The sequence below is a fragment of the Gordonia sp. YY1 genome, assembly GCF_009872315.1.
Classification (GTDB): domain Bacteria; phylum Actinomycetota; class Actinomycetes; order Mycobacteriales; family Mycobacteriaceae; genus Gordonia; species Gordonia amicalis.
Map to the genome: position 1 here is coordinate 164,140 of NZ_WXYI01000001.1, position 25,733 is coordinate 189,872.

General features: G+C 67.3%; 24 protein-coding genes. 11 read left to right on the forward strand and 13 right to left on the reverse strand.

Annotated features, from left to right (window positions below; translation table 11 throughout):
* Positions 1 to 3: 3 nt before the first annotated feature.
* Together BPODLACK_RS00765 and BPODLACK_RS00770 are read left to right on the forward strand one after the other, a co-directional pair.
* Complete coding sequence (locus tag BPODLACK_RS00765) at positions 4 to 1,314, forward strand: outer membrane protein assembly factor BamB family protein (protein WP_024500165.1); 1,311 nt, start codon at positions 4 to 6, stop codon at positions 1,312 to 1,314.
* A 183-nt stretch (positions 1,315 to 1,497) separates the two neighbouring features.
* Positions 1,498 to 2,265, forward strand: a complete 768-nt coding sequence (locus tag BPODLACK_RS00770; protein ID WP_024500166.1) for a lytic transglycosylase domain-containing protein — start codon at positions 1,498 to 1,500, stop codon at positions 2,263 to 2,265.
* Between the two features lie 6 nt (positions 2,266 to 2,271).
* Here the strand turns inward: BPODLACK_RS00770 and BPODLACK_RS00775 are convergent, their stop codons facing one another.
* The 4 genes from BPODLACK_RS00775 to BPODLACK_RS00790 form a co-directional block, all read right to left on the reverse strand.
* Positions 2,272 to 3,558: a M18 family aminopeptidase gene (locus tag BPODLACK_RS00775; RefSeq protein ID WP_096273043.1), complete on the reverse strand. Its 1,287-nt coding sequence runs from the start codon at positions 3,556 to 3,558 to the stop codon at positions 2,272 to 2,274.
* A complete protein-coding gene (gene purQ, locus BPODLACK_RS00780; RefSeq protein WP_096273041.1) occupies positions 3,555 to 4,235 on the reverse strand; it encodes a phosphoribosylformylglycinamidine synthase subunit PurQ in 681 nt (226 codons plus the stop codon). The genes BPODLACK_RS00775 and purQ overlap by 4 nt, the downstream gene beginning before the upstream one ends.
* A 5-nt stretch (positions 4,236 to 4,240) precedes the next feature.
* Positions 4,241 to 4,480: a phosphoribosylformylglycinamidine synthase subunit PurS gene (gene purS / locus BPODLACK_RS00785; protein ID WP_006435808.1), complete on the reverse strand. Its 240-nt coding sequence runs from the start codon at positions 4,478 to 4,480 to the stop codon at positions 4,241 to 4,243.
* Between the two features lie 67 nt (positions 4,481 to 4,547).
* The gene (locus tag BPODLACK_RS00790; protein ID WP_006435809.1) at positions 4,548 to 5,030 is read right to left on the reverse strand and encodes a glutathione peroxidase; all 483 of its coding nucleotides are present in this window, start codon (positions 5,028 to 5,030) and stop codon (positions 4,548 to 4,550) included.
* Positions 5,031 to 5,163: 133 nt separating this feature from the next.
* Here BPODLACK_RS00790 and BPODLACK_RS00795 point away from each other — a divergent pair, with 133 nt between their 5' ends.
* Both BPODLACK_RS00795 and BPODLACK_RS00800 read left to right on the forward strand, forming a co-directional pair.
* Positions 5,164 to 5,688, forward strand: coding sequence for a MarR family winged helix-turn-helix transcriptional regulator (locus tag BPODLACK_RS00795; protein ID WP_159404501.1), 525 nt, complete (start codon positions 5,164 to 5,166; stop codon positions 5,686 to 5,688).
* Between the two features lie 141 nt (positions 5,689 to 5,829).
* On the forward strand, positions 5,830 to 7,377 hold the full coding sequence (locus BPODLACK_RS00800; RefSeq protein WP_024500170.1) for a DHA2 family efflux MFS transporter permease subunit: 1,548 nt from the start codon (positions 5,830 to 5,832) through the stop codon (positions 7,375 to 7,377).
* A gap of 65 nt (positions 7,378 to 7,442) precedes the next feature.
* Here the strand turns inward: BPODLACK_RS00800 and BPODLACK_RS00805 are convergent, their stop codons facing one another.
* Positions 7,443 to 9,599 carry a S9 family peptidase gene (locus BPODLACK_RS00805; RefSeq protein WP_159404502.1) on the reverse strand — a complete coding sequence of 719 codons (2,157 nt, stop codon included), beginning with the start codon at positions 9,597 to 9,599 and terminating at the stop codon, positions 7,443 to 7,445.
* Positions 9,596 to 10,495: a phosphoribosylaminoimidazolesuccinocarboxamide synthase gene (locus tag BPODLACK_RS00810; RefSeq protein WP_159404503.1), complete on the reverse strand. Its 900-nt coding sequence runs from the start codon at positions 10,493 to 10,495 to the stop codon at positions 9,596 to 9,598. Before BPODLACK_RS00810 ends, BPODLACK_RS00805 begins: the two co-directional genes overlap by 4 nt.
* Positions 10,496 to 10,556: 61 nt before the next feature.
* Between BPODLACK_RS00810 and BPODLACK_RS00815 the strand changes: the two genes are divergently transcribed.
* Both BPODLACK_RS00815 and BPODLACK_RS00820 read left to right on the forward strand, forming a co-directional pair.
* Positions 10,557 to 10,835 (forward strand): SelT/SelW/SelH family protein, encoded by a 279-nt coding sequence (locus tag BPODLACK_RS00815; protein ID WP_096273035.1) that lies wholly within the window; start codon positions 10,557 to 10,559, stop codon positions 10,833 to 10,835.
* Between the two features lie 240 nt (positions 10,836 to 11,075).
* Complete coding sequence (locus tag BPODLACK_RS00820) at positions 11,076 to 12,077, forward strand: hypothetical protein (RefSeq protein ID WP_232513058.1); 1,002 nt, start codon at positions 11,076 to 11,078, stop codon at positions 12,075 to 12,077.
* Between the two features lie 28 nt (positions 12,078 to 12,105).
* Here BPODLACK_RS00820 and purB read toward each other — a convergent pair whose 3' ends face one another.
* The 3 genes from purB to BPODLACK_RS00835 are packed head-to-tail and all read right to left on the reverse strand — an operon-like array spanning position 12,106 to position 14,622.
* Positions 12,106 to 13,533, reverse strand: coding sequence for an adenylosuccinate lyase (gene purB, locus BPODLACK_RS00825; protein ID WP_024500175.1), 1,428 nt, complete (start codon positions 13,531 to 13,533; stop codon positions 12,106 to 12,108).
* Between the two features lie 54 nt (positions 13,534 to 13,587).
* The gene (locus BPODLACK_RS00830) at positions 13,588 to 13,989 is read right to left on the reverse strand and encodes a hypothetical protein (RefSeq protein ID WP_024500176.1); all 402 of its coding nucleotides are present in this window, start codon (positions 13,987 to 13,989) and stop codon (positions 13,588 to 13,590) included.
* A gap of 39 nt (positions 13,990 to 14,028) precedes the next feature.
* Complete coding sequence (locus BPODLACK_RS00835) at positions 14,029 to 14,622, reverse strand: TetR/AcrR family transcriptional regulator (protein WP_191834971.1); 594 nt, start codon at positions 14,620 to 14,622, stop codon at positions 14,029 to 14,031.
* Between the two features lie 184 nt (positions 14,623 to 14,806).
* On the opposite strand from BPODLACK_RS00835, the gene BPODLACK_RS00840 reads away from it, so the two are divergent.
* The 4 genes from BPODLACK_RS00840 (at position 14,807) to BPODLACK_RS00855 (ending at position 17,371) form a co-directional block, all read left to right on the forward strand.
* On the forward strand, positions 14,807 to 15,565 hold the full coding sequence (locus tag BPODLACK_RS00840) for a DUF6882 domain-containing protein (RefSeq protein WP_024500178.1): 759 nt from the start codon (positions 14,807 to 14,809) through the stop codon (positions 15,563 to 15,565).
* A 68-nt stretch (positions 15,566 to 15,633) separates the two neighbouring features.
* A complete protein-coding gene (locus BPODLACK_RS00845; protein ID WP_006435820.1) occupies positions 15,634 to 15,903 on the forward strand; it encodes a metal-sensitive transcriptional regulator in 270 nt (89 codons plus the stop codon).
* 30 nt (positions 15,904 to 15,933) lie between these two features.
* Positions 15,934 to 16,329 (forward strand): DUF302 domain-containing protein, encoded by a 396-nt coding sequence (locus tag BPODLACK_RS00850; protein WP_024500179.1) that lies wholly within the window; start codon positions 15,934 to 15,936, stop codon positions 16,327 to 16,329.
* A gap of 94 nt (positions 16,330 to 16,423) precedes the next feature.
* Positions 16,424 to 17,371, forward strand: a complete 948-nt coding sequence (locus tag BPODLACK_RS00855; RefSeq protein WP_096273032.1) for an alpha/beta hydrolase — start codon at positions 16,424 to 16,426, stop codon at positions 17,369 to 17,371.
* An 82-nt stretch (positions 17,372 to 17,453) separates the two neighbouring features.
* Here BPODLACK_RS00855 and purD read toward each other — a convergent pair whose 3' ends face one another.
* The 3 genes from purD to BPODLACK_RS00870 are packed head-to-tail and all read right to left on the reverse strand — an operon-like array spanning position 17,454 to position 22,073.
* Positions 17,454 to 18,707, reverse strand: a complete 1,254-nt coding sequence (purD, locus tag BPODLACK_RS00860) for a phosphoribosylamine--glycine ligase (RefSeq protein WP_191834713.1) — start codon at positions 18,705 to 18,707, stop codon at positions 17,454 to 17,456.
* Positions 18,708 to 18,762: 55 nt separating this feature from the next.
* Positions 18,763 to 20,811 carry an ArnT family glycosyltransferase gene (locus BPODLACK_RS00865; RefSeq protein WP_096273028.1) on the reverse strand — a complete coding sequence of 683 codons (2,049 nt, stop codon included), beginning with the start codon at positions 20,809 to 20,811 and terminating at the stop codon, positions 18,763 to 18,765.
* Positions 20,808 to 22,073 carry a glycosyltransferase gene (locus tag BPODLACK_RS00870; RefSeq protein WP_024500184.1) on the reverse strand — a complete coding sequence of 422 codons (1,266 nt, stop codon included), beginning with the start codon at positions 22,071 to 22,073 and terminating at the stop codon, positions 20,808 to 20,810. Before BPODLACK_RS00870 ends, BPODLACK_RS00865 begins: the two co-directional genes overlap by 4 nt.
* 105 nt (positions 22,074 to 22,178) lie before the next feature.
* Here BPODLACK_RS00870 and BPODLACK_RS00875 point away from each other — a divergent pair, with 105 nt between their 5' ends.
* Entirely contained in the window at positions 22,179 to 24,290 is a 2,112-nt protein-coding gene (locus tag BPODLACK_RS00875; protein ID WP_024500185.1) for a RecQ family ATP-dependent DNA helicase, read from the forward strand.
* A gap of 24 nt (positions 24,291 to 24,314) precedes the next feature.
* On the opposite strand, the gene BPODLACK_RS00880 is transcribed toward BPODLACK_RS00875, so the two are convergent.
* Complete coding sequence (locus BPODLACK_RS00880) at positions 24,315 to 25,685, reverse strand: wax ester/triacylglycerol synthase domain-containing protein (RefSeq protein ID WP_024500186.1); 1,371 nt, start codon at positions 25,683 to 25,685, stop codon at positions 24,315 to 24,317.
* Between the last annotated feature and the right edge of the window lie 48 nt (positions 25,686 to 25,733).

Consider the following 25,733-nt stretch of genomic DNA (forward strand, 5'->3'; position numbering starts at 1 on the left):
CCCATGTCCTCACGCTCCCGCGCCCGGGCGCTTTCGGCGCGCCTGCCGTTCGGTATCGGGACCGTCGTACTGATCCTCTGCGCAGCGATGCTCGTCACCGTCGGAGTGGTGCTCTCCGGTGGTAAGTACCAGGTGGACGACACCGAGTACGCATATGGGGAACTGCGCGACTACCACCGGGCGCCGTCCATCGCCTGGACCATCGTCGGCCACGAGGATCTGCCCGACTATCGCGACGAGGTCACCATCCAGGTCGTCGACACCTCGGACGAGGGCTGGCTCATCGCGTACCCCTCCGGCCTGGGCCGCTCGTTCACGATGGTGGACCGACGCAACGGTCGTATGCTCTGGGACTCACCCATCAACGCTGGCCAAGGCGACTGCGCCGTCAACGAGGCCGGGCAGGTGGGCTGTGCCGTCCAACTCGGCACGCCGCTCGACGACGGCTTCTATCTCGTCGACGACGCGGGACACCCGACGCAGACCTCCGAGTATCTGGACACGAAGAAGGTCGTCGGACTCGGCAACAACTTCCTGCGCGTCAACCGCGTCGGCCACCAGGTCTCGCTGAACACCCCGGCCGGGAAGACCATCTGGGCACGAACCTTCGCCGCGCCGGTCGTCGACATCGAGGTCACCGGCGACATCGTCGTCGTCAAGACCGCGGACGCCAGCCAGTACCTGGTGAACCCGACGAACGGCGACAACCGCATCGCCTGCGACCAGTGCAACATCGCCCTCTATCCGACGGGCGTGACCGTCGAGCACCAGGACCACAACGCCGAGCGGGTCACCAGCTACGCCACTGTCAACGGACGCGTCGACGCGGACCCCGTCGACGACTCAGAAGGCCTGCAGGTGGAGTCCGGTCCGTCGACGCTTGCGCTGCTGACCGCGTCCAACCGCATCTTCGCCGACCGCGGGGAGTACGAGGTCCGCGACCCGGCCCGACACGGCGCTCTGTGGCGGATCAGCGACCGGGAACTCTCCAAGTCAGGGGCCATCGCCTGCGGCTCACTGGTCAACTTCGGGCGCCTCGACGGTTCGCGGACGACGTACGCGCTCGCGGACGGCAAGCACATCGGCAGCGGTCCGCCGCCCGGTCCGGAGCAACCCATCCTGGCCAATCCGGCCTGCATCGGGTCGACGGACACCACCATGATCCTCTCGAACCAGGGACAGCTGACCGCTCTGACGCCGGAGAACACCGTGGCCTGGGAACAGGGCGTCGGCTCCCCCGGGCTGATCAAAGTCGTCGAGGGTTACATCGTCCTCAGCGAGGGCGCCACGATGTCCGTTCTGCGTCCGAATTGAGGCTCGTGTGGGCCGTCTCACATCGACACGAGTGCGCCCGCGGCTACCTGCGAAGACACACAGTCGTTCAACTGTCCAGACCTAGGTTGGTCACGGACAGATAACGCTTTGCTCACGACCACGTGTACGGTCGGCTCGGTTCCGAAAGCACGAACCATCAGCAGTACACGCGAGGTCAGAGTTTTGGGTAAGCATTCCAAGCCACGGAAGAAAACACGCACACCGCTGTGGGCCACGGCCCTCCTCCCCGTCGGGGTCCTGGCGGGCGCGGCGACCGCAGGAGCCGAGCTGTCCCACCCGACAGCCGCCCCGGAGCCCAGCATCCCCGCCAAGGGCGTGACGGCCACCGCGGCCCCGGCCCTCACCCCCGCGGCGAACGTCCACCCGGTCGCCCCGGCACCGAAGCCGGCACCCGCCCCGGTCATCCGACCGGCGAGCGTCACCTCCGGCGCGGTCCCCGTGACCAACTACGACGCCTACACGAAGGCAGCGAAGACCATCGCCGACACCAACCCGCGCTGCGGCATCGACTGGAAGGTCATCGCCGGCATCGGCAAGGTCGAGTCCCATCACGCCGACCAGGGCAACGTCAATCCCGACGGCGTGCTGCGCAGTGCCATCTTCGGCCCCGTCCTCGACGGCTCGCTCGGCGGCAACGAGGTCATCAGCGACACCGACGGCGGTGAGCTCGACGGCGACGCGGCCTACGACCGCGCGGTCGGCCCCATGCAATTCCTGCCGTCGACCTGGAAGGCCTACGCGGCCGACGGCAACGGTGACGGAAAGTCGGACCCGCAGAACATCTTCGACGCGGCGCTGACCACTGCGCGCTACCTGTGCGACGACCACCTGGACCTGCGCAACCCGGCGTCGCTGACCACCGCGATCCTGCGGTACAACAACTCGATGGAGTACGTGAACAACGTACTCGGGTTCGCGCGTTCCTACTGACCCGAACTACTGCTGGGCTAAAAACGCCTGTAGCGCAGCGGAATACATCGGCACGTCGGCGGCACCCATCAGTTCGCGCGCGGAGTGCATCGCGAGCTGTGGAGCCCCGACGTCGATCGTCGCCAGTCCCGTGCGGGTCGCGGTGATCGGTCCGATCGTCGAACCGCAGGGCAGATCCGCCCGATGGACGTAGCGCTGCATCGGTACGCCGGCGTCGTCGCAGGCCATCGCGAAGACGGCCTCCCCCAGAGCATCCGAGGCGTAGCGGAGATTCTGGTTCACCTTGAGCACCGGACCGCCGCCGATCGAGATCCGATGGCCGGGCTCATGTCGCTCGGGATAGTTCGGGTGCGTCGCGTGGGCCATGTCTCCGGACAGGCACACGCTCGCCGCCATCGCCTGCAGATAGTCGGAGCGAGAACCGCCGCGCGCTAACACGATCCGCTCGCACACCGAGGCCAGGAAGTCCGATGCGGCACCGCGCTCGGAGCCGCTGCCGACCTCTTCGTGGTCGAACAGCGCCAGCATGCGGGTATTCGTCGACGACGAGCCGTCGAGCAGCGCCCGCAGTCCCGCGTAACAGGTGCCCTGATTGTCCAAACGCGGTGCGCTGAGCAGATTCTCCGCCGTACCGATCAGCGCCGAGGGCGCGATGTCGTGGGTCATCAGTTCCCAGCCCAGCAGTGTGCCGGGGTCGATCCCCGCATATTCGGCGACCCAGCCGAGGACGTCGGGGGCGCCGTCGTCGAGGCCCCAGAGTCCGTCGACGTGCCGCTGCGGATCGGGCGAGACGCCTTTCCGGTCCTCCGACAGGTGGATTGCCAGCTGCGGCACCCGTACCACTGCTTCGGTCACGTGGACGAGCGTGTGCGCCACGCGATCTCCCGCCCGATAGGCGAGTCGCCCGGACAGTCCGAGATCACGGTCGAGCCAAGAGTTGAGCCACGCGCCCCCGTAGGGTTCGAGCGCGATCATCGCCGCGCCGGCCGATGAACGGTCGGGATGCTGTTTCAGCCGGAGGTTGGGACTGTCGGTGTGCCCGCCGACGATACGAAACGCCGGACCTCCACCCGTTTCCCACGCGATGAGGGAGCCACCGCGGATCACATAGGACTTCGACGACGCCGCACTGACCGCGGACGGCCACGCCTGATCCTCGAAAAGCCGTGTGTACCCCGCATTCTCGAGCTCGCGGGCGACGGTGGCGCAGACGTGGAAGGGCGACGGCGACGCGTCGATGAACCCGCCGAGCCCGGACGCCGAGGCGCTGGTCGGGATCCTCGGTCCGGTCATACCGAGGCGAGCACCGAGTCGATCACCGAGTAGAACAGGCCGAGACCGTCGTCGCTGGGGCCGGTGAGCGGTTCGGTCGCGTGCTCGGGATGCGGCATGAGCCCGACGATCCGCCCGTTGGGGCTGGAGATCCCGGCGATGTCGAGTGCCGACCCGTTCGGATTGCGCTCCGGGTAGGTGAACACGATCAGGCCCTCACCCTCGAGCTCTTCGAGCTTGCGCTCCGACGCCACATACCGACCTTCGCCGGACTTCAGCGGGATGAGGATCTCCGCGCCCCGCTCGAACCGGGTCGTCCATGCGGTGGTGTTGTTCTCGACGCGCAGCCACTCGTCGCGGCAGATGAAATGCAGGCCCTCATTGCGGGTGAGCGCGCCCGGCAGCAGGCCGGCCTCGCACAGCACTTGGAATCCGTTGCAGATACCGAGAACCGGCATACCCTTGCCGGCCGCGTCGACGACCGAGCCCATCACCGGCGCGAAACGCGCGATGGCGCCGGCACGGAGGTAGTCGCCGTAGGAGAAGCCGCCGGGCACGATGACCGCGTCGACGCCCTTCAGGTCGGCGTCGCCATGCCACAGCGCAATGGGTTCGGCACCCGCGAGCCGGACCGCGCGCGCGGCGTCGACGTCGTCGAGGGTGCCGGGGAAGGTGATGACACCGATCCGAGCTGTCATGCCGCCTACTCCGCGACCCGAGAGACGTTGAAGTTCTCGATGACCGTGTTGGTCAACAACTCTTCGGCGATCCGCTCCAGGGTCACGTCGTCGACGGTGTCGTCGACCTCGAGTTCGAAGCGCTTGCCCTGACGGACGTCGCCGATCCCGGTGAATCCGAGCCGACCCAGTGCGCCGACGATGGCCTGCCCCTGCGGGTCGAGAATCTCGGCTTTGGGCATCACGTCGACCACCACTCGCGCCATGGCACCGCTCCTCAATGTCTACTGATCAGTTCTCGCCTGGTCAGCTTACCGGGTGCCCCAAATCGGCTCAGAGCACGGATTCGATCGCGGCGACGACGGTGGGGTCGGTCGGCTCGGTACGCGGACGGAAACGGTTGACGACCTCACCGTCGGCGTTGACGAGGAACTTCTCGAAGTTCCACTGGATGTCGCCGGCCTCTCCGTCGGCGTCGGCGTGCCGGGTCAGCTCGGCGTACAGCGGATGGCGCCCGTCGCCGTTCACGTCGGTCTTCTCGAGCAGCGGGAACGTGACCCCGTAGGTGGTCGAGCAGAAGGTCGCGATCTCTTCGGCGGTGCCGGGCTCCTGGCCCATGAACTGGTTGCACGGGACGCCCACGACGGTCAGCCCCTTGTCGCCGTAGGACTTGGCGAGCTGCTCGAGACCTTCGTACTGCGGGGTGAGGCCGCACTTGCTGGCGACGTTGACGATCAGCAGCGGCCCACCGAAGTCCTTCAGCGAGACGTCGGAGCCGTCGAGAGAGGTGACCGGGATGTCTTTGATGTTGCCCATGGGGAGAGATTAGACGTCCTCGACGGAAGTGCACCACGCAGCGTGAGACGGGGCTCACACCATCTCGCAGCATATGTGCCATTTCACACCTATTGCGTTTCCGCAATAGTTGCATCGGAGTTAGCATTTTCCGGTGTCTGAGGAAACCTCGTGCGCCTACGGCGCCGCCGACCCGATCGATTCTGCATCGATCGAGTCCGCTTCGGCGGCCCTCGTCGCATTCCTCGATCGGCTCCTCGACCTCGGCCGGCCCGAGACAATGGAGAGTCTCGCCGCCACCGACATCACCTTCTCGCAGCTGAGGGTGCTCTGCGCGCTCGGCAGCCATGACGGTCCGATGCCGGTCAACGCCATCGCCGAGCAGGTTCAGCTGTCCCTCGCGGCCGCGGGCCGGACGGTCGACAAGCTGGTCTGCAGCGGCTTCGCCGACCGTCGTGAGGACTCGGCGGACCGTCGGATCAAGCGGGTCTCGCTCACCGACGACGGCGTGCGCTACCTCGAGACACACCTGGCGCTGCAGCACGACACCGTACGACGGTTCGTGGCCGGCCTGCCCGCCGAACTCCGGGACAACCTGTGTTCGGCGCTGCGACCCATCGTCGACGACGCCGTCGACCACTTCTGCCTGACGGTCCCGACCAGGCAGGAGGCGTCGTGACCCCCACCCGGGGCCGCCCCCACGGCAATCTCCTCGCCCGTTGACCGCGAACAACTCCCGACACCCGCTCGTCGCCCGCACGTAGTAGATCGAGACCGCCCTTGCGCAGGGCCGTCTCTCGACCGACCGATAGGAACACGCATGACATCATCCACCGGAGGCCACCTCCACGAAGGTCCGCCGGACACCAAGCTGGACCGCAACGTCCTGATGGTCGCCGGTGTGGTCGTGCTCGGCGCGATCATGTCGATTCTCGATGTCACCGTCGTGGCCGTCGCACAGAACACCTTCCAGCAGGAGTTCAACACCGACGCCGCCGGTGCGGCATGGACCGCGACCGGTTACACCCTTGCCCTGGCCGCGGTCATCCCGCTGTCGAGCTGGGCGGCATCGCGTTTCGGCACCAAGAAGGTCTATCTCGTCTCACTGGTGCTGTTCACCCTCGGTTCCGTGCTGTGTGCGCTGGCCCCGAACATCGGTGCGCTGGTCGCGTTCCGCGTGATCCAGGGTCTCGGCGGCGGCATGCTGATGCCCGTCGGCATGATGATGCTGACCAAGGCCGCCGGCCCGGAACGAGTGGGCTCGGTCATGGCAGTCCTCGGCATCCCGATGCTGCTCGGCCCGATCTCGGGCCCCATCCTCGGCGGCGTCCTCATCGAGCAGCTGAGCTGGCACTGGATCTTCCTGATCAATGTCCCCATCGGAATCGGCGCCCTGATCTTCTCCTGGATCGTCCTTCGCGACGACGCGGAGACCACGCGCTCGTCGATCGACGTCGTCGGTCTGCTGCTCCTGTCGCCGGGCCTGGCGCTGTTCCTGTTCGGCATCTCCTCGAGCGCGGAGCACCGGACCTTCGTCAGCGGGCAGGTGCTGATCCCGACGATCATCGGCGCGATCCTGATCGTCGCGTTCATCGCCCACGCGCTGCGCAAGAAGAACCCGCTCCTGGATCTGAAGCTCTTCAAGAACCGCACGCTGAGCATCGCGGTGCTGACCATGGTGCTGTTCATGATCGCGTTCTTCGGTGCCGCACTGCTGTTCCCGCAGTACTTCATCGGCGTCCGCGGCGAATCCACCCTGGCGGCCGGTCTCCTCCTGGCACCGCAGGGCATCGGCGCCATGCTGACCATGCCGATCGCCGGAAAGCTCACCGACAAGATGGGCCCGGGCAAGTTCGTGCTGGGCGGCATCGTGCTGATCCTCGTCGGCATGGCGACCTTCACCATGCTCGGTGCAACCACCTCGTACTGGCTGATCTGCGGTTCGCTGTTCGTGCAGGGTCTCGGCATGGGTATGACGATGATGCCGATCATGTCGGCGGCGCTCGCCACCCTGAACAATGCGCAGGTGCCCGACGGTTCGACGCTGATGAATGTCATCCAGCAGGCGGCCACCTCGATCGGCACCGCGGTGATCTCGGTGATCCTCGCCAGCAGTCTCGCGAACAAGCCGGAGGCGGGTCTCGCGATCATGGCGAACACCTCCGACAAGCCGCTGCCGCCGGGAGTCCCGAACCCGCTGCCGGAGTCGTTCTTCGACACCGCGGCCGACGTGTTCTCCAACACCTTCGTGGTGTCGGTCGTGCTGATCGTGCTCACGTTGATCCCGGCGTTCTTCCTGCCCCGCAAGAAGATCGCGTCACCCCTGACCGAAGAGGATCTGGACCGCGGACCGATCATGATGCACTGATCGGGCGACCTGACCGGAAGAGCCCCACCGACTTGCGGGTCGGTGGGGCTCTTCCGGTCACGGGGTCAGTCTCCGGACCGTTCCAACGCACCCGACTGCTGCAGGATCCACGCCAGCTCGAAGGCGACTTCCTCCCACTGCTTGTAGCGTCCGCTCACGCCGCCGTGACCGGCCGTCATCTCCGTCTTCAGCAGGATCGGATTGTCCGACGTCGAATTCTCTTGAAGTCGCGCAACCCATTTCGCCGCCTCGACGTAGAGCACCCGGGTGTCGTTGAGCGACGTCAGCGCGAGGATCGGCGGATACGGTTTCGCGTCGACATTCTCGTAGGGCGTGTAGGTCTTCATGTACTCGTAGACCTTCGGGTCGTGCAACGGGTCGCCCCACTCGTCCCATTCGATGACCGTCAGCGGCAGCGACGGGTCGAGGATCGAGTTCAGGGCGTCGACGAACGGCACCGACGCCAGGATCCCGTTGAACAGTTCCGGCGCGAGGTTGGCGACCGCGCCCACCAGGAGACCACCGGCCGAACCACCCTCGGCGACCATCTGCTGCGGCGTCGTCCACCCCGTTTCGACGAGATGCCGTCCCGCCGCGACGAAATCGTTGAAGGTGTTCTTCTTGCTGAGTTCCTTGCCGTTCTCGTACCAGTAGCGTCCCATCTCGCCGCCGCCGCGGATGTGGGCGAGGACGAAGACCATGCCGCGATCGAGCATGGACAGACGGGCCACCGAGAAGTACGGGTCGATGCTCGCCTCGTAGGAGCCGTACCCGTACAGCAGCAACGGAGCGGGCTTGGCGGCGTCGGTCTCCTTGCGGCGCACCACCGACAGCGGAATCCGGGTGCCGTCGTCGGCGACCGCCCACTCGCGGGACTGAACGTAATCGGCGGGGTCGTAGCCGCCGAGCACCGGCTGCCGCTTGAGCAACGTGCGTTCGCCGGTCGCGACGTCGAGTTCGAACAGCTCCGCGGGTTCGATGAAACTGCCGTATCCGATGCGCAGCTTCGGCGACCACCACTCGGGGTTTCCACCGAGTCCGGCCGTACTCAGCTCCTGCTCGAATTCGACCTCGTGGAAATCCGATTCGGCGGGGATGCCCTCGATCTGACGAAGATCGGCGATGGCCAGACGCGGCAACGCCTCTCGCCGGTACGACAGCACCAGGTAGTCGGCGAAGGCGTCGAGGTCCTCGACTCGGCGGGCCGGGTCGTGTGCGATCAGCGGACGCCGGTCCGACGGGTTGTCGACCGGCGCGATGTCGACGGCGAAGTTCTCCGCCTTCTGACCGTCCACGACCTCGTTGTGCACGATCACGAAATAGTCGTCGCCACCGATGACGGCATGTTCGACGCTGTACTCGACGCCGTCCACCCGCGGTGCGACACTGCGGAATTCACCCGTCGGGTCGTCGGCCTCGAGAATGTAGCTCTCCGAGGTGATCTTGGAGCCGACACCGATGACGACGTACTTGTCGCTGCGGGTGGTGCCCATGCCGACCCAGAACCGCTCGTCTGGTTCGTGGAAGACCTTGACGTCCTCGGTGCCGGCACCGATGTCGTGGCGCCACACCGTGTCCGGACGCCACGCCGCGTCGACCGTCGAGTAGAAGACGTGGCGGGCGTCGGCCGACCACACCGCGCTGCCCGACGTGTCCGTGACCACGTCGTCGAGGACCTCACCGGTGCGAAGATCCTTGATGCGCAGCGTATATCGCTCGTCACCGACGACGTCGGTGCTGTAGGCCAGCCAGTTCCCGTCGTCGCTGACGGTCAGTGCGCCCAGGCTGAAGAAGTCGTGTCCCTCGGCTTCGACGTTGCTGTCGAGCAGGATCTCCTCACCGGGTAGTTCCACACCGTCGTCGACCTTCGGCGGGGTCCAGTCGTCGTCCGCGGCGATCGGGCACCGGCACGACGTCGAATACTGCTTGCCCTCGTGGGTGCGGGCGAAATACCAGTAGCGTCCGCGCCGGACCGGCACCGACATGTCGGTTTCCTTGGTGCGGCTCTTGATCTCGTCGAAGATCTGCTTGCGCAGATCCGACAGATGGCCGGTGTGCGCCTCGGTGAACGCGTTCTGCGCCTCGAGGTAGGCGGTGACCTCCGGGTCGTCCTTGTCGCGCAACCATTCGTAGTCGTCGACGAAGGTGTCGCCGTGATGGGTGCGCTCCGCCGGGACCTTCTTCGCGACCGGGGGTGTCGGGGTCTCGCGCTCGTCGATCACGAAACCACCTCCGCGGTGGGCCAGTCGGCGAAGGACTTCTGCGTGATCCATTCGTAGGCTTCGATGTACCGCTGCCGCGTACGTTCGACGACATCGCCGGGCAGGGTCGGCGGAGCCTCGTCGGATGCCTTGTCCCAACCGGATTCGGCACTGGTGAGCCAGTTGCGAACGATCTGCTTGTCGAAACTGGGCTGCACCTTGCCCGCCTCGTAGGTCGCGGCCTCCCAGTACCGGGACGAGTCGGGCGTCAGGACCTCGTCGGCGAGTACGAGTTCACCGTCGGGGCCGCGTCCGAACTCGAACTTGGTGTCCGCGAGGATGATCCCGCGTTCAGCGGCCACCGCCGCGCCGCGTCCGTAGATGTCGAGGGTCGCCGACCGCAGCGCCTCGGCCAACTCGGCCCCCTCCTGCTCGACGACCCGTTCGAAGCTGATGTTCTCGTCGTGCTCACCCTGCTCGGCCTTGGTGGCCGGGGTGAAGATCGGCTCCGGCAGCTTGCCGGCCTCGGTCAGGCCCGCGGGCAGCTCGACGCCGCACACCGCGCCGGTCGCCTGGTAGTCGAGCAGTCCCGACCCGGTCAGGTAGCCACGCGCGACGCACTCGACCTGGACCATCGGGAGCCGACGCACGACCATCGAGCGGCCGACGACCTCGCCCGGGATGCGCTCGTCGGTGGGACCACCGGCGAGATGATTGGGGACGCCGAGCTCGTCGAACCAGAAGAAGCTCATCGCGGTCAGGATGCGCCCCTTGTCGGGAATCGCGGGGCTCAGGATGTGGTCGTAGGCCGAGATCCGGTCGGTGGCCACCAACAGCAGGGTGTCGGCGTCGATCTCATAGATCTCCCGGACCTTCCCCGACGCCAGATGCCGGTAGGACTGCAGTTCAGGACGCATGGACTCGACCCTAGAGGGTCACCGGTCCGCCGGGGGCGGCAGCCTCTGACATTCTTGACCGATGAGCGCACCACACATCACCATCACCTACTGCACCCAGTGCAACTGGCTGCTGCGGGCGTCGTGGATGGCCTCTGAGTTGCTGAACACCTTCGGCACCGAACTCGGCTCGGTGACCCTGATCCCGGGAACCGGGGGCGTGTTCCACATCGACGTCGACGGGAAGCAGATCTGGGAGCGCAAGCGCGACGGCGGTTTCCCCGACGCACCCGAACTCAAGCGACGGGTACGCGACGTCGCACTCCCGGACTGGCGACTCGGACACGGCGACCCGTCCTGACAGTCTGCCTCGATTTTCGAATTATGTCGATCAACTATTGATTGACAAATAGTCTAGATAACAAATACTTTGAACCGTGGCATGGATCACACATCCGGGGCTGTGGCGCTTCGTCGACGCGGACCACGATCTGGCAAGTAAGGGTCAACCCTGTCCCCTACGTGCCGGCTTCCATGCCGCCACTGACGTGCGCGGCACGTGAGGAGTTCCAGGAGAGATGAACCTGAAGGAGTGACGCCGGTGTCTGCGTTGACGACGGATCCCGCCGAGGGGATCCAGGGGAAGAAGCGATGGTCAGCCAGGTGGGTCGCATTCGGTGCGGCCACCCTGTTCGTGGTGGTGTCCCTCATCATCACCAAACAGGACAACAACCGGTTGTCCGAGACGAGCATGGACGACCACTTCAACCTCCCGATGAAGCCCCTCTACGAGCCCTACCTCGTCGGCAACAACGTGATCGCCACGATCCTGATGACACTGCTCGGGCTCTCCGGCGTGGCGATGGGCGTCGCCTTCTACCGCCGGACCCGCGACATCGTGCCCCTCATGCTGGCCATCAGCGCTCCTCTGGTGGTGTTCACCGAGGTCTTCCTGGACATCATGGGTGCGGTCTACTTCCCGTGGAGCGACACCGAATTCCTCGGCCACGCCTTCACCCTGATGGGTCGCCAGATGCCGTGGTGGATCGTCGCGGCGTGGTTCGGCTATGCGGCCCTCGGTGCATTCGAGTACGCGACGCTCGCCAAGAAGCCGCCGACCAAGCACATCTGGTTCGCATTCGGCGGCCTCGTGGTGGCGGCGATCATCTTCGAGGAGATCCTCCTGTCGATGGGCCTCTACCACTACTACGGCAATCATCCGCTGGTGTTGGTCAGAGAGCTGCCGTGGTGGTGGGAAGCATGCAACCCGCTCGGCGTCACCCTCGCAGTCGCCCTCGGTTACCGGCTTCGGTCGTACTTCACGGGCGTGCGGGCGCTACTGTTGCTGCCGATCATGCCGATCACCATGGCCGCCGCCTACGGTTTCGCAGCCCTTCCCGGCTGGATCGCCGTCAACAGCGACTACCCGTGGCTGCCCACCCAGCTTCTCGGCTTCGCCTCGATCGCGCTCGGGTTCGCGCACTTCTACCTGATTCTCCGCGTGATCCTCAACCGCGACCCGTTCGACTTCAACTACGTTCCGCCCGAGGGTGAGGACGAGTTCCGCGTCGACATCTCCAAGCGGAAGAACCAGCCCGCGTAGTCAGCGGCGTCGCCCGGAGGTCGGTGCGCTACAGGATCGGCGCAGGCGCGTATGCCGCGGCCTCCGGGTACTGGCCGATGATCTTCTCCGCGGCCGCGATGACGTCGGCGACCTGCTGCTCGGCAGCACCGACGAAGACCGACTTGTCGGCGAGCAGCTCGTCGAGCTGAGCCCGGTCGAGCGGGATGCGGTCATCGGCGGCGAGGCGGTCGAGCAGATCGGGCTCACGCCCCTCCTCGCGCATCGCCAGCGCCACCGCGACGGCGTTCTCCTTGATCGCCTCGTGGGCGGTCTCGCGACCGACGCCCGCGCGCACCGCGGCCATCAGCACCTTGGTCGTCGCGAGGAACGGCAGGTAACGGTCGAGCTCGTTGGCGATGACCGCGGGGTACGCACCGAACTCGGCGAGGACGGTCAGGAAGGTCTCCATCAGGCCGTCGATGGCGAAGAAGGCATCCGGCAGCGCGACGCGGCGGACGACCGAGCAGAACACGTCACCCTCGTTCCACTGGGCACCGGCGAGTTCGGCGGCCATCGAGCCATAACCGCGCAGGACCACCGCGAGGCCGTTGACACGCTCGCAACTGCGGGTGTTCATCTTGTGCGGCATCGCCGAGCTGCCGACCTGACCGGGTTGGAAGCCCTCGGTCACCAGCTCGTGGCCGGCCATGAGTCGGATGGTGTGCGCCAGCGACGACGGCGCGGCAGCGACCTGGACCAGCGCGGACACGACATCGTGGTCGAGCGACCGCGGGTAGATCTGGCCGACCGAGGTGAAGGACCGGGCGAAACCGAGGTGATCGGCGACCCGGGACTCGAGATCGGCGAGCTTGGTGGCGTCACCGCCGAGCAGGTCGAGCATGTCCTGCGAGGTGCCCATCGGGCCCTTGATACCGCGCAACGGGTATCGGTCGATCAGCTCACGCAGGCGGGTGAGGGCGATCATCAGTTCGTCTGCGGCCGAGGCGAACCGCTTGCCTAGGGTCGTCGCCTGAGCGGCGACGTTGTGGCTGCGGCCGGCCATGACGACCGACGAATACTGAGCGGCACGTTCGACGATGCGGGCCAGGACCGCGACACCGTGGGAGTGCACGTGTTCGAGAGAACGCAGGATCTGCAGCTGCTCGACGTTCTCGGTGAGGTCGCGGCTGGTCATGCCCTTGTGGATCTGTTCGTGACCCGCGAGGGCGTTGAACTCCTCGATGCGGGCCTTCACGTCGTGGCGCGTGACGCGCTCACGATCGGCGATCGAGGCGAGATCCACCTGGTCGACGACGCGCTCGTAGTCGGCGATGGCATCGGCCGGGACGTCGATCCCGAGGTCGCGCTGTGCCTTCAGTACCGCGATCCACAGGCGCCGTTCGAGTGCGATCTTGGTGGTGGCCGACCACAGCTCGGCGAGGTCGGTGGAGGCATAGCGGCTGGCCAGGACGTTGGCGATGGCAGGCTTCGACACCCGATCAGTGTAGGTCGGTCGCGGACGGATCCCGAATTCCACCGTCCCCGGCGCTTAGAACGCGAAACACGTTCCGTTGGACCCGTAGCCCTGACGCACTTTCACCAGCGTGGGCGGCGAGGCCTTGCCGTTCTGTACGGCATAGAGGTACTTGTCACCGATACGACGGGGAACCCAGGTGACCGAGGCGAGGGCACCCGACGGGAGATCGCGGCCGATGAAACGTGCCGGCAGACCGGGTTTGACCTCCCAGAACGACACCCAACCCGACGAGTTCACGGGAATCGTCACCGGATAGGTGCATCCGGTGCCGTACACCGCGGACGACAGCGGAACACCCGCGTCGACGCGACCGGCGGGCGCGGCGTGTGCGCCGGGGGCGACGAGCATCGCCACCCCGGCGATCAGGCACATGAGCGCGGCGACAAGGCCTGCGCGGGTGCTGTGTCTACTCATCGGCTCCCCCGGACATCCGATCCGTTTCCTTGCATGCCGTCACGCCCGCGGCGCGAGGACGTCGACCACCTCGAGCAGGGCGTCGCGCACCGCGTCCATGGGCCGGACACCGTTGCGTCCGAGTGCACCGACGATGGCACCGTCCTCGATCCCGATCAGCTGGGCGATGTGGGCTGGATCGGCGACCCGGCCGGATTTGGCGAGCACATCGAGGTGGCACAGCGACAACGTCCGCCACCGGTCGCTCACCACCTCACGCAACATCGGGTAGCGCGCCGACAGCGCGATCATCTCGTAGCGGGCCGACAGCTGCTGGATCGTCGTGTCCACGCCGACGATGACCTCGGCGAGCGCGGACGCGGTCGCGGTCCTCCCGCGGCGTCGGCGCGGAAGTGCGTTGCAGCGCTCGGAGACTGCGGACGCGTCGTGGCTGCACAGACTGGCCGCGGCCTCGGCCATCAGGTCGTCGAGCGAGGCGAAGTAGTACGTCGTCGACGCCAGCGGCAGCTGGGCGCGCTCGGCCACCGCACGATGACGTACGGCGTCGAAGCCGCCTTCGAGCAGCAGCTCACCGGCGGCCTCGATCAAACGGGACCGCCGTCGCGCACCCTTCGGTGTCGCTGCCGACGTCATCATGTGGTTCATGCTGCCAAAGGCGTCCGTACCGCCGTATTGCTTTTGACCAAAGCGGCACGACCACAGGCGAATTCCCGTATAAGACGACGACGCCCGTGCTGAATGCACTGTTCACGGTCCACGTCAGTCGGTCGTCGGACGAGAGGATCGGTCCGCGCCCGACCGCGTCTACCGTGATGCCATGCAGTTCGACGGCCTCCACGCTGTCGCCGATTATGCGGCGCTCTACACCTCGCTGAGACAGTCCGCGTTCGTCGACTTCCTCCGTGAGAGGCTGGGCGCCTTCGATGTACGGTGCGACGAGGACAACCGGGTGGTCGTGTTCACCTCCGACGACGCCGGTTCCGGATCGGACGGTGAGGTGACGGTCGTCCGGTGCCGGGCGTCGCTGGTCGCCGTGGTTGAACCGTCGGCGATCGTCTGGGGCTGGGCTCACCCGCTCGGCGACGAGACCGGGCTCGCGTCGAGACTGCGCGAGGCCGGTGCGCGACTGGGCATCGACGATTTCACCTCTCCGCGAGTGACGCTGCCACCCGGTCCGTCTCGCGACCGAGCCGACGATCCGGCCGACCGGGTCATCGACGTCATCGCGGCGGCGGCCGTCGGCAGCACGGGAATGAGTCCGTATTGCACGGTTCGTCTCGACGGCGACGATCGCGGCGTTTTTCTTCTCGACGACCTCACCCTTCCCGAGCCGACCTTCGCCGACTTCGCCACCGGACTGCCGAGGATCATGGGTTCCCTTGCGGTGAACGATCATCGGGTCGCCATCCACGGGATGGCCGCACGGCGCGGCTGGCACATCAGCTGGCGCACCGGGACAGACGGCGGACGCTCACCGATCTGTGATGTGACCGACGGTCGTTCCATGGCCAGGGTGAACTTCGACCGGCGCGGCCGGCCGATCGACTACCGCTGCGAACTGGCAGACCGGAACTGATACCCCAAGGGGTATACTTGCCTCTTGTCATAGCAGTTGCACACGTGCAAGAACAGTAGGAGGTCGCCATGGTCGGCGACGAAGAATCGATCGGCGTCGTGCTCAACCGGTTGCGGCGGGCTCACGGCCAGCTTGCCGGCGTGATCTCGATGATCGAACAGGGACGCGAATGCAAGGATGTCGTGACCCAGCTCGCCGCGGTGTCGAGTGCGCTCGATCGGGCCGGTTTCAAGATCGTCGCGACGGGCCTTCGGGAATGCATGACCGGCGAACAATCGCAGGACTCGGAACCGATGACCATCGACCAACTGGAAAAGCTGTTCCTGGCGCTCGCCTGATCGGGCGCGAGGAGTACGAGAGGAGCGATCATGAAACTCGGATACCGGACGACCCTGCAGACCAGCTTCGACGACGCCGTCGCCCGCACGAGAGAAGCGCTGAGCGATGTGGGTTTCGGTGTGCTCACCGAGATCGACGTGAAGGCGACCCTCAAGAAGAAGCTCGACGAGGACATGGAGAACTACCTCATCCTCGGAGCCTGCAATCCGCAGTTCGCCCATCGGGCGCTCGGCGTCGAGCGTCAGATCGGCCTGCTGCTGCCCTGCAACGTCGTGGTGCGCGACGACACCGACCACGCCGGGACGATCATCGTCGAGGCGATGAATCCCGACATCATGGTCGCGGTGACCGACGCCCCCGGCCTCCCCGACGTGGCCGCCGGAGCCGCCGAACTGTTACAGAAGGCCATCGCCTCACTCGACTGAACGTCAAGTCAGGGACAGATATCTCACAGCGTCGGCGAGTCGGCCGACTCGACGTTGCGTCGAGCCCGGGGTCCACGATTACCCTGTTGATTCGATGACCAGCGTGCGATCCCGTTTCTCCGATGCTGCCGACCGCGACCTGCCGCGCGTGGGCCGTCGAGCCGTACTCGCCGCAGGGGTCGGGGCGGCAGCCATCGGGATCGCCGCCTGCTCGGGCAAGGCGCCCTCGACTTCGGTGCAGCCGCGCAACCTCGAAGGCCGGGCCGCCGACGACGAACTCCCCGTCGAGACGTCGCCGCCGCCGGTCACGAGCGGTCCCCCACTGATCACCGGAAGCTTCAGATCCGTCCGCATGGGCGGTCGGGACACCCGCTGGGCGGTGGCCCGGCCCAACGGGGTGACCGGCAAGCTCCCGGTCGTCGTGGTGCTGCACGCGTTGAACACCAACGAGAAGTCCATCTTCGGGCCGAAGCTCGAGATGCAGACCGTCATGCAGCAGTACGTGGACAACGGCAACACCCCGTTCGCGCTGGCCGCAGCCGACGTGGGTCGCAACTATTACCATCGCCGGACCGACGGCACCGATGGTGGGGCGATGATCCTCGACGAGTTCCTGCCGATGCTCGCGAACGACCCGAAGCTCAACCTGTCCACCGACCGCATCGGACTCTTCGGCTGGTCCATGGGCGGATACGGCGCGCTGCGCCTGGCGTCGATGGTCGGCGCCCCGCGCGTCGCGGCCGTGGCCGTCAGCTCGCCCGCGATGTGGGCCGACCCGCGCAACTTCCCGCCGCGCGCCTTCGACAGCCTCGACGATTACCAGGCCAACTCGCTGTTCGGCGCGCAACCGAGCTTTGCGAAGATCCCGCTGCTGATCAACATCGGTTCGAGCGATCAGTTCTACACCTACACCCGCCAGTGGGCCGCGGGTCTGCACCCGCCGGCCGCCTTCGGCACCGCTGCCGGCGGTCACACCAACCGGTACTGGCGCAGCGTGCTGCCCGAGCAGATCGAGTTCCTGGGCCGCAATCTCGCGGTATGAGAGCGTTTCGCTCACTCGTTCCGCTCCCGCTCACGCGAATCAATCGGGTGAGCGGGAACGGAGAACGTGAGCGGACCAGTGTCTAGATGCTGATGCGACCTTCGAGAGCGTTGCGCCCGATGTCGGTGCGGAAGTGCGAGCCCGGCAGCTTGATCTTCTCGATGCGGGCGTAGGCCTGGGTGCGGGCCTCGGCGAGGTCGGCGCCGGTACCGACGACGGCGAGCACGCGGCCACCGGCGGAGACGATCGCGCCGTCGGCATTGCGAGCGGTGCCCGCGTGCAGCACCCCCTCGGCGTCGGCGCCGGTGATGATGTCACCGGTACGCGGCTTGCCGGGGTAGTTCTCGGCGGCGACGACCACCGTGACCGCGGCGCCGTCGCGCCATTCCAGCGGCGGGAGGTCGGCGAGCGTCCCGGTGGCGGTCGCGTTGAGTGCCGCACCGAGCGGCGACTTCAGCAGTGCGAGGACCGCCTGGGTCTCGGGATCACCGAAGCGACAGTTGAATTCGACGACCGCGGGACCGTCCTTCCCGATCGCGAGACCGGCGTACAGGAGGCCCGAGAACGGGATACCGCGCTTGACCATCTCGGCCGCAACGGGTTTGACGACCTCGTCGACGATGCGCTCGGTCATCTCGGCGGGCAGCCACGGCAGCGGCGTGTAGGCGCCCATGCCACCGGTGTTGGGTCCGGCGTCGTTGTCGCCGACACGCTTGTGGTCCTGCGCGGGCAGCAGCGGGACCACGGTCTCGCCGTCGACGAGGCAGAACAGCGAGACCTCGGGTCCGTCGAGGAAACTCTCCAGCAGAACGGGGTGTCCGCTCTCCAGGCATTCGGCGGCGTGGTCGCGGGCGACGTCCCGGTCGGGTGTGACGACGACACCCTTGCCGGCGGCCAGACCGTCGTCCTTGACGACCCAGGTGGGCCCGAAACGGTCGAGGGCGGCGTCGAGATGGGCCGGGTTGTCGACGATCTCCGCATGCGCGGTCTTGACGCCGGCGGCAGCCATCACGTCCTTGGCGAAGGCCTTGGAACCCTCGATCTGCGCGGCCCGGGCGCTCGGACCGAAGGTCGCGATGCCGGCCTCGCGCAGGGCGTCGGCGACGCCGAGGACGAGTGGCACCTCCGGTCCGATGACCACGAGGTCGGCGTCCAGCTTCTGCGCCAGGGCCACGACCGCTTCACCCGAGACCACATCGACGGCGTGGTTGGTGGCGATCGCCGAGGTGCCGGCGTTGCCGGGAGCGACATGCAGGTCGGTGACCGACGGATCGTTCTTGAGGCCGATGAGAAGGGCATGTTCGCGGCCGCCCGAGCCGATCACGAGTACGCGCACGACCATGACTCTAAACCGTCGGCGTATGCCGCCGCGAAAACGCACCATGGACTGCTCAGCTCGCCGGCTGGGTCAGGTCGTACATCGTGGTGCCGTCGACGGTGACTGCAGTGAAGTTGTCCTGAACCCACGCGCTGATCTGCGACGACGGCTGCGACGAGCCGCCGGCCATCCCGGGAGCGCCGGCGCCCGGCCCACCGCCGGCGATGAAGTAGTGGATCTCCCTGGCGGCGACCAGCTTCTGGAACTCGGCGAGAGTCGGCGACGGATCGCTGCCGTTGAACCCGCCGATCGGCATCACCGAGTGGCCGGTCTCGAGCTGGTAGCCCGAGGCGGACTGCGAGCCGACCGCGGCGGCGACCCACGTGTAGTCGTCGGCGTCGGCGACGAGCTTGTCGACGACGGCCTGCGTCGGTCTGGAACCGCGCAGGAGTCCACCCGGCCCGTCGCCGCCGCGGGCGCCGGGCATGCCCGGGCCGCCACCGGGGAAGCCCTGGCCCGGACCGCCCGGGCCGAACTCCATGAACCCTCCGCCGGGCATGCCCGGGCCACCGCGACCACCCGGGCCGAACCCGCCCGCGACCGCCGGACCGGCGGTGATGATCGACCCGCTCTTCTCGGCCGTGACCGTGTCGATGGTGTACGCGACCGGCCCGGCCAGACCCGCGATGACCGCGCCGCTCAACGCTGCCGCGGCGACACCCCGTATCCGGGCGAACACCATGGCGACCGCGGCCAGGAGTCCGACGATGAGGACCGCGTACCGCAGCCACGGAACCAAGTCGGGCGTCCGGTCGAGCAGTACGAAGCCCCAGATCGCGGTGATCGCCACCGAGACACCCAGTGCGAGGCGCACCCACAGGCGGTCCCGATGCGACCAGCAGACGGCACCGCCGGCCGCGACGACCGCTGCCACCGCCGGCGCCAGAGCCGCCGTGTAGTACTGGTGGAAGATGCCGGCCATGAAGCTGAAGACACCCATCGTGACCAGCAGCCACAGACCCCAGACCGAGAGATACGCGCGGCGCGGATCGGTGCGCCGGGCCTTGCCGATGAGCACGAGAGCCACCATCGCGAGCACGAGACCCGCCGGGATCAGCCACGCGATCTGACCGCCCTGCGCGGGTTCGAACATCCGCAGCCAGCCGGTCTCGCCCCATGCGCCGCCGCGGCCACCACCGGGCCCGCCGCCGGGGCCGCCCATGCCCTCCAGTGCGCCCATGCCGTGACCACGACCGGGAACCACCGCCCCGGTCTCGTCACCGTTGAGCCTGCCGAGACCGTTGTAACCCAGCGTCAGTTCGAGGATCGAGTTGTTCTGTGACCCACCGATGTACGGCCGCGACGACGCGGGCCAGAGCTCGACGGCGAGAATCCACCAGCCGGCACTGACGATCATCGCGCCTAGGGCGGCGAACAACTGGCCCAGGCGACGAGGCCAGCCACCGGGACCGAAGGCGAGATAGGTGACCGACAGCGCGGGCACGATGAGGGTCACCTGCAACTGCTTGGTGAGGAATCCGAATCCGACGAACACGCCCGTGAGGATCAGCCACCGCCAGCGACCGTCGTCGACCGCCTTCATCAGCGACCAGACGGCCGCGATCATCAGCAGGATCAGCAGCGCCTCGGGATTGTCGAAGCGGAACATCAGCGCCGCAACCGGAGTCAGTGCCAGCACCGCGCCGGCGAGGATTCCGGCCCGGTGACCGAAGTACTTCCGTGTGATCAGGTACAACAGGGCGACCGATGCCACGCCCATCAGGGCCTCGGGCACCAGGATGGACCACGAGTTGACGCCGAAGATCCGCGCACTGATGCCCGGAATCCACAGCGAGGCGGGAGGTTTGTCGACGGTGATCGAGTTCGCCAGGTCGGACGAACCGAAGAACCAGGCCTTCCAGGACTCCGAACCGGCCTGGATCGCCGCCGAGTAGAAGGAGTTCGCCCAACCGTTGATCGAGAGGTTCCAGAGATAGAGGACTCCGGTACCGATCAGCAGTGCGGCCAGCGAGAGGCGTTCCCGCAGAATCTTCTTCGAGCTACCGGACGTCCGGTTCGGCTCGGCGTGGTTCACCGGCGGGCCGATGGTCGAGGTCGTCACGCGGCCACCTCCGCCCCATGTCCGGGCGCCTTGCGGAACACCCAGCGGAGACCGACGAACCGGGTGAGCGTGGCCACCAGGTTCGCGATCACCAAGACGATCAGTTCGATGTGTTTGGTCGCCTCCGGCGCGACAGTGTGCAGCAACAGCAACGAGCCTGCGGTGACCAGCCAGCCGAACAGGAACACCCCGAGCCCGAAGAGCTGGTGTCGCAGGGCACTGTCACGACCGCGGACCCCGAAGCTGAACCGACGGTTGGCCGCGGTGTTGAGCACAGCGGTGATCGCGAGGGCGACCAGGTTCGAGACCTGCGCTCCCAGGAACGAATGCAGCGCCAGGAACAGCACCGCGAAGGCGATCGTCGAGGCCACCCCGACTACGCAGAACCGCGCGAGCTGGCCGACCAGACCCTTGGGCACACCGTCGATCTGGGGTCCGGCGGCCCGGTCGCGACCGATGGAGGCGCGCAGTGCGGCGATCGGCAACCGTCCCATCGCGAGCGCGAGACCGACTCGCGCACAGCCCTTCAGGTCGGCGATTGCGGTGGGCACGATGTCGACGGTGCTGTCCGGGTCGTCGACCCAGTCGACCGGGACCTCGGCGATGCGCAGCCCGATCTGTTCGGCGAGGACGAGGAGTTCGGTGTCGAAGAACCAGCCGGTGTCGACGACGAACGGCAGCAGCTCGCGGGCGATGTCGGTGCGCATGGCTTTGAATCCGCACTGTGCATCGGAGAACCTGGCGCCCATCGCCGTTCGGAGGATGAGGTTGTACGAGCGGGAGATGAACTCTCGCTTCGGTCCCCGCACGACTCGCGATGACCGGTTCAACCGGGTGCCGATCGCGATGTCCGAGTGTTTCGACACGAGCGGGGCGATGAGCGGCATCAGCGCATTGAGGTCGGTGGAGAGATCCACGTCGCAGTACGCGACGATCTCGGCGTCGCTGCGCTGCCACACCGCGTTCAGCGCACGACCACGACCCTTCTCGTCGAGATGGACGACGCGGACGCCCTCGAGTTCGTCGACGAGGCCGACGGCGATCGCGAGGGTGTCGTCGGTGCTGGCGTTGTCGGCAACGGTGATGCGAGCCGGATACGGCACGTGCTGCTGCAGATGGGCGGCGAGCCGGCGCACCGAGGATGCGACGTCGGCCTGTTCGTCGTGGACGGGAACGACGATGTCGAGGACCGGGGTCGACACCGAACTGTCGGCGAGGGTGTACACCGGCGCCGTTGCGCCCGGCGGTGCTTGGAGGATCATGGGGATGACGATCGGCTCGCACCCTCGAACCCGTCTGGAACCCTGCTGTCAGGTTCCTGTGAACCGACGATCCCTGCTGTCGGGTGTCGCCACTACATTGGGCTCATGGCTGCAACCCTCGCCCCAGACCAGCTGACCGCCGCCAACCGCGTGATCACCAGCCTGGCCGGTGAGGGCGCCCGGCTGCGCGAGGACCAGCTGCGAGCGGTGACCGCGCTGGCCGGCGGTGAGCCCGGCACTCCCGGCGCGCGGGTCCTGGTGGTCCAGGCGACCGGATGGGGTAAATCGGCCGTCTACTGGTCGGCCACCGCGATCATCCGTGCCGGCGGCGGCGGACCGACGCTCATCGTGTCCCCGCTGCTGTCACTCATGCGCGATCAGGTAGCCGCGGCGGCTCGCGGCGGTCTTTCCGCGGCGACGCTGAACTCGTCGAACGTCGACGAGTGGTCGGCGATCGAGGCACAACTGCGGGCGGGCGAGCTCGACGTCCTGCTCGTCTCCCCGGAACGCCTCGCGAATCCCGGTTTCGGACGTCGTGTGCTCGACGCCCTGGCCGGCAACCTCGGGCTGCTGGTGATCGACGAGGCGCACGCGGTCTCGGACTGGGGTCACGACTTCCGGCCCGACTACCGCCGCGTGGCCGACGTGCTGCGCTCGGTCAACCCGACGACGCCGGTCCTGGCGACCACCGCCACCGCCAACGCCCGCGTCACCGAGGACGTCGCCACGCAGCTCGACTCCGGTTCCGACGCACCGACGCTCGTCCTCCGCGGACCACTCGCCCGAAAGTCGTTGCACCTCAACGTTCTCGACGGGCTCTCGCCCGTGCAGCGGTACGGCTGGGTGGCGCAGGCCCTCCCCCATCTCCCGGGTTCGGGCATCGTCTACGTCCTCACCGTCGCCGACGCCGACCGGCTCGTCGAAGCCATCCGGGCGGTGCACGGGGACTCGGTAGAGGTCGCGGCCTACACCGGACAGCTCGATGCCGGCCGCCGGCACGAACTCGAAGATGCATTGCTGCACAACAAGGTCAAGGCACTGGTGGCGACCTCTGCCCTGGGGATGGGCTACGACAAACCCGACCTCGGCTTCGTCGTGCACGTCGGTTCACCGCCGTCGCCGGTCTCCTACTACCAGCAGGTCGGCCGTGCCGGGCGCGCGCTGGACGACGCCGTGGTGATGCTCCTGGCGTCGCAGACCGACGACCGGATCTGGGAACACTTCGCCACCGCCACGATCCCCGATCCCGACAAGATGCGTGACCTCCTGGCCGTCCTTGAGGCCGCCGACGAACCGCAGTCGGTCATCCAACTCGAGGCGGCCACGCGCTTCCGCCGCACGCGAATCGAGTTGATGCTCAAGCAACTCGCCGTCGACGGCGTCACCGATCGCACCCCGGACGGCTGGGTCGCCACCGGCAAACCCTGGACCTACGACGCCGCCCACTACGACGGCGTGCTCGCCGTCCGCCGCCGCGAGGCCGACATCATGCGCGCCTACATCGCCGGACGCACCTGCCTGATGCGCCTGCTGACCGAATCGCTCGACGACCCGCAGGCCGCCGACTGTGGCCGCTGTTCGGTGTGCCGAGGTGCGCTGAGTGAGGGACTACCCGACACCGCGGACACCGAGGTCGTCCGCACCGTCACGTCGACGCTGCGCCGCAAGGCCTCGACCCTCGATCCGAGGAAGATGTGGCCGGGCGGCGAATTCGGCCGTCGCGGAAGGATTCCCGCCGACCTCCTCGCCCAGCCAGGCCGCGTCCTGGCCCACGCCGATGCGCCCGAATGGGCGGAGGTACTGGCCGCCGCCCGCAGCGGCGACGAACGCGCACTCGGCGAACTCGGCGACGCAGCGGTCGCGACGCTGGCGGCGTGGGTGCGCGAGACGGGGGTCCGCGCCGATGTCATCGTGTCACTGCGCCTGACCGGCACGAACCTGGCCGAGACGCTGGCCGAACACCTGCGCACGGTCGGGAAACGCGGCGGCGGGACCTTCCCCGTCCGTCTGGGCGATCCGCCGGCCGATGCGACCGGCGCGGTCGAAGCCGCGTATTGGCGCGATCACCTCGGCGATCCGCCCGAGGTCGCCGGCCAGAACGTGATGCTCGTCGTGGATGCCAACAGCTCCGGTTGGCCGATCACCCTGGCCGCCGCAGCGCTCCGCGAGGCCGGTGCAAACGCGGTGCTGCCGTTGCTGATCCACCGGACGGTGTGAGTCGCGGGTCCGACGGTCCCCTGGTCACCGGCCCAGCGCGAGCACCTCGTCGAATCCGTCCGCGAGGCATGCGTGGAAGATGTCGACGTCCTCGATTGCACCGGTGTCCACGTCGATGCCCAGTTCGCAGGTGTCGACGTAGGTGAGGAGGGTGACGTTGACCGCTGCCCCGATGGTGGGGCCGAAGGCGTACTGAGCTCGCAGCCGAGCGCCACCGACGTAGACCGGCACCGGGATACCGGGAACGTCGCTGCACAGGAAGTCGACGTGGCGCAGGACCGACCCGATGTACCAGCGCGGCATCAAGTTCATCGCACCGGCGATGAGCTGGGTGTACGGCAGCGAGCGCTCGTTGCGGACACGTGCGGTCCGGCGGTGGATCTGCGCGATCCGCCGTGCCGGATCGACTTCGGCGCCAGGCACATCGAATCTCATCAGGGTGATCCGGTTGCCACCGGGGGCGTCCTCCTCGGTCCGCAGACTCACCGGCATGCACAGGTGGAGGTCGCCGACCTCGGCGCCGTGCTTCTCGTGGTACAGACGGAGCCCGCCGAGGACGCCGGCGACGAAGGCGTCGTTGAGTGAACCACCGCCACGATGCCCGGCGTCGCGTAGTTGCCGCAGCGGAACCTCGTGGACGGCGAGATGCCGGACCAATGACCGGTCGGTCATCAGCGGCGATCCCGTCTCGTTGACCGGACGAACCGTGCGGTACACCGATGCGGCGGTCTCGACCGCCGCGCCGGCCGTCGCGACGGGATGACGAATGGCGTTGTACGCCAACGACGGTGCGGATCTGACCAGGTCGGTGACGGTGTTCGACGCGCGTTCGGCATCGAATCGCAACGAATCCACGTAGTCCCGCCACCACGTTTCCTCGTTCGACGACGACGCCGGGGCGTGGGGTGCGGCAGTCGGCTGTTCCGGTTCCTCGGTCAGGTCGAACAGCCGCATCGCGATCTCGATCGCGCCGACACCATCGGTGAGAGCGTGATGGAACTTGCAGACGACCGCGGCGCCGCCGTCGGCAAGCCCATCGACCAGCGTCGCCTTCCACAACGGGCGAGCACGATCGAAGTCCTCCATGGCCGCGAGCCGCGCCATCTCGAGCACGGTGTCGAAGGTGCCCGGCGCGGGGGCCCGGACCCGGCGCATGTGGAAGTCGAGGTCGAAATCCGGATACGGAACCCACCGCGGCGGCGCCGACAGCGGCGAGTACACGACGCGCTCGCGGAACATCGGCAGTTCCGCACTGATGGTCTCGAACCGACTGCGCATCGCATCCCAGTCGGGCGGGCGGTCCAACAGGATGAGCGTCACCACCGTCGATCGCAGACGCGGGTCGGACTCCATCGACCAGGTGAAAGCGTCGCTGTTGCGCATGTACTCGGTCATGACTGCCTCCGGCATCGACCGTACTCAGCCCCCGCCGCCTCCGTACCG

Coding starts and splice junctions, on each gene's coding strand:
- BPODLACK_RS00765 (WP_024500165.1), top strand. CDS start 4: ATGTCCTCACGCTCCCGCGCCCGGGCGCTTTCGGCGCGCCTGCCGTTC.
- BPODLACK_RS00775 (WP_096273043.1), bottom strand. CDS start 3,558: ATGACCGGACCGAGGATCCCGACCAGCGCCTCGGCGTCCGGGCTCGGC.
- purQ (WP_096273041.1), bottom strand. CDS start 4,235: ATGACAGCTCGGATCGGTGTCATCACCTTCCCCGGCACCCTCGACGAC.
- purS (WP_006435808.1), bottom strand. CDS start 4,480: ATGGCGCGAGTGGTGGTCGACGTGATGCCCAAAGCCGAGATTCTCGAC.
- BPODLACK_RS00790 (WP_006435809.1), bottom strand. CDS start 5,030: ATGGGCAACATCAAAGACATCCCGGTCACCTCTCTCGACGGCTCCGAC.
- BPODLACK_RS00800 (WP_024500170.1), top strand. CDS start 5,830: ATGACATCATCCACCGGAGGCCACCTCCACGAAGGTCCGCCGGACACC.
- BPODLACK_RS00810 (WP_159404503.1), bottom strand. CDS start 10,495: ATGCGTCCTGAACTGCAGTCCTACCGGCATCTGGCGTCGGGGAAGGTC.
- BPODLACK_RS00815 (WP_096273035.1), top strand. CDS start 10,557: ATGAGCGCACCACACATCACCATCACCTACTGCACCCAGTGCAACTGG.
- BPODLACK_RS00830 (WP_024500176.1), bottom strand. CDS start 13,989: ATGAGTAGACACAGCACCCGCGCAGGCCTTGTCGCCGCGCTCATGTGC.
- BPODLACK_RS00835 (WP_191834971.1), bottom strand. CDS start 14,622: ATGACGTCGGCAGCGACACCGAAGGGTGCGCGACGGCGGTCCCGTTTG.
- BPODLACK_RS00840 (WP_024500178.1), top strand. CDS start 14,807: ATGCAGTTCGACGGCCTCCACGCTGTCGCCGATTATGCGGCGCTCTAC.
- BPODLACK_RS00845 (WP_006435820.1), top strand. CDS start 15,634: ATGGTCGGCGACGAAGAATCGATCGGCGTCGTGCTCAACCGGTTGCGG.
- BPODLACK_RS00850 (WP_024500179.1), top strand. CDS start 15,934: ATGAAACTCGGATACCGGACGACCCTGCAGACCAGCTTCGACGACGCC.
- BPODLACK_RS00855 (WP_096273032.1), top strand. CDS start 16,424: ATGACCAGCGTGCGATCCCGTTTCTCCGATGCTGCCGACCGCGACCTG.
- BPODLACK_RS00870 (WP_024500184.1), bottom strand. CDS start 22,073: ATGATCCTCCAAGCACCGCCGGGCGCAACGGCGCCGGTGTACACCCTC.
- BPODLACK_RS00875 (WP_024500185.1), top strand. CDS start 22,179: ATGGCTGCAACCCTCGCCCCAGACCAGCTGACCGCCGCCAACCGCGTG.
- BPODLACK_RS00880 (WP_024500186.1), bottom strand. CDS start 25,685: ATGACCGAGTACATGCGCAACAGCGACGCTTTCACCTGGTCGATGGAG.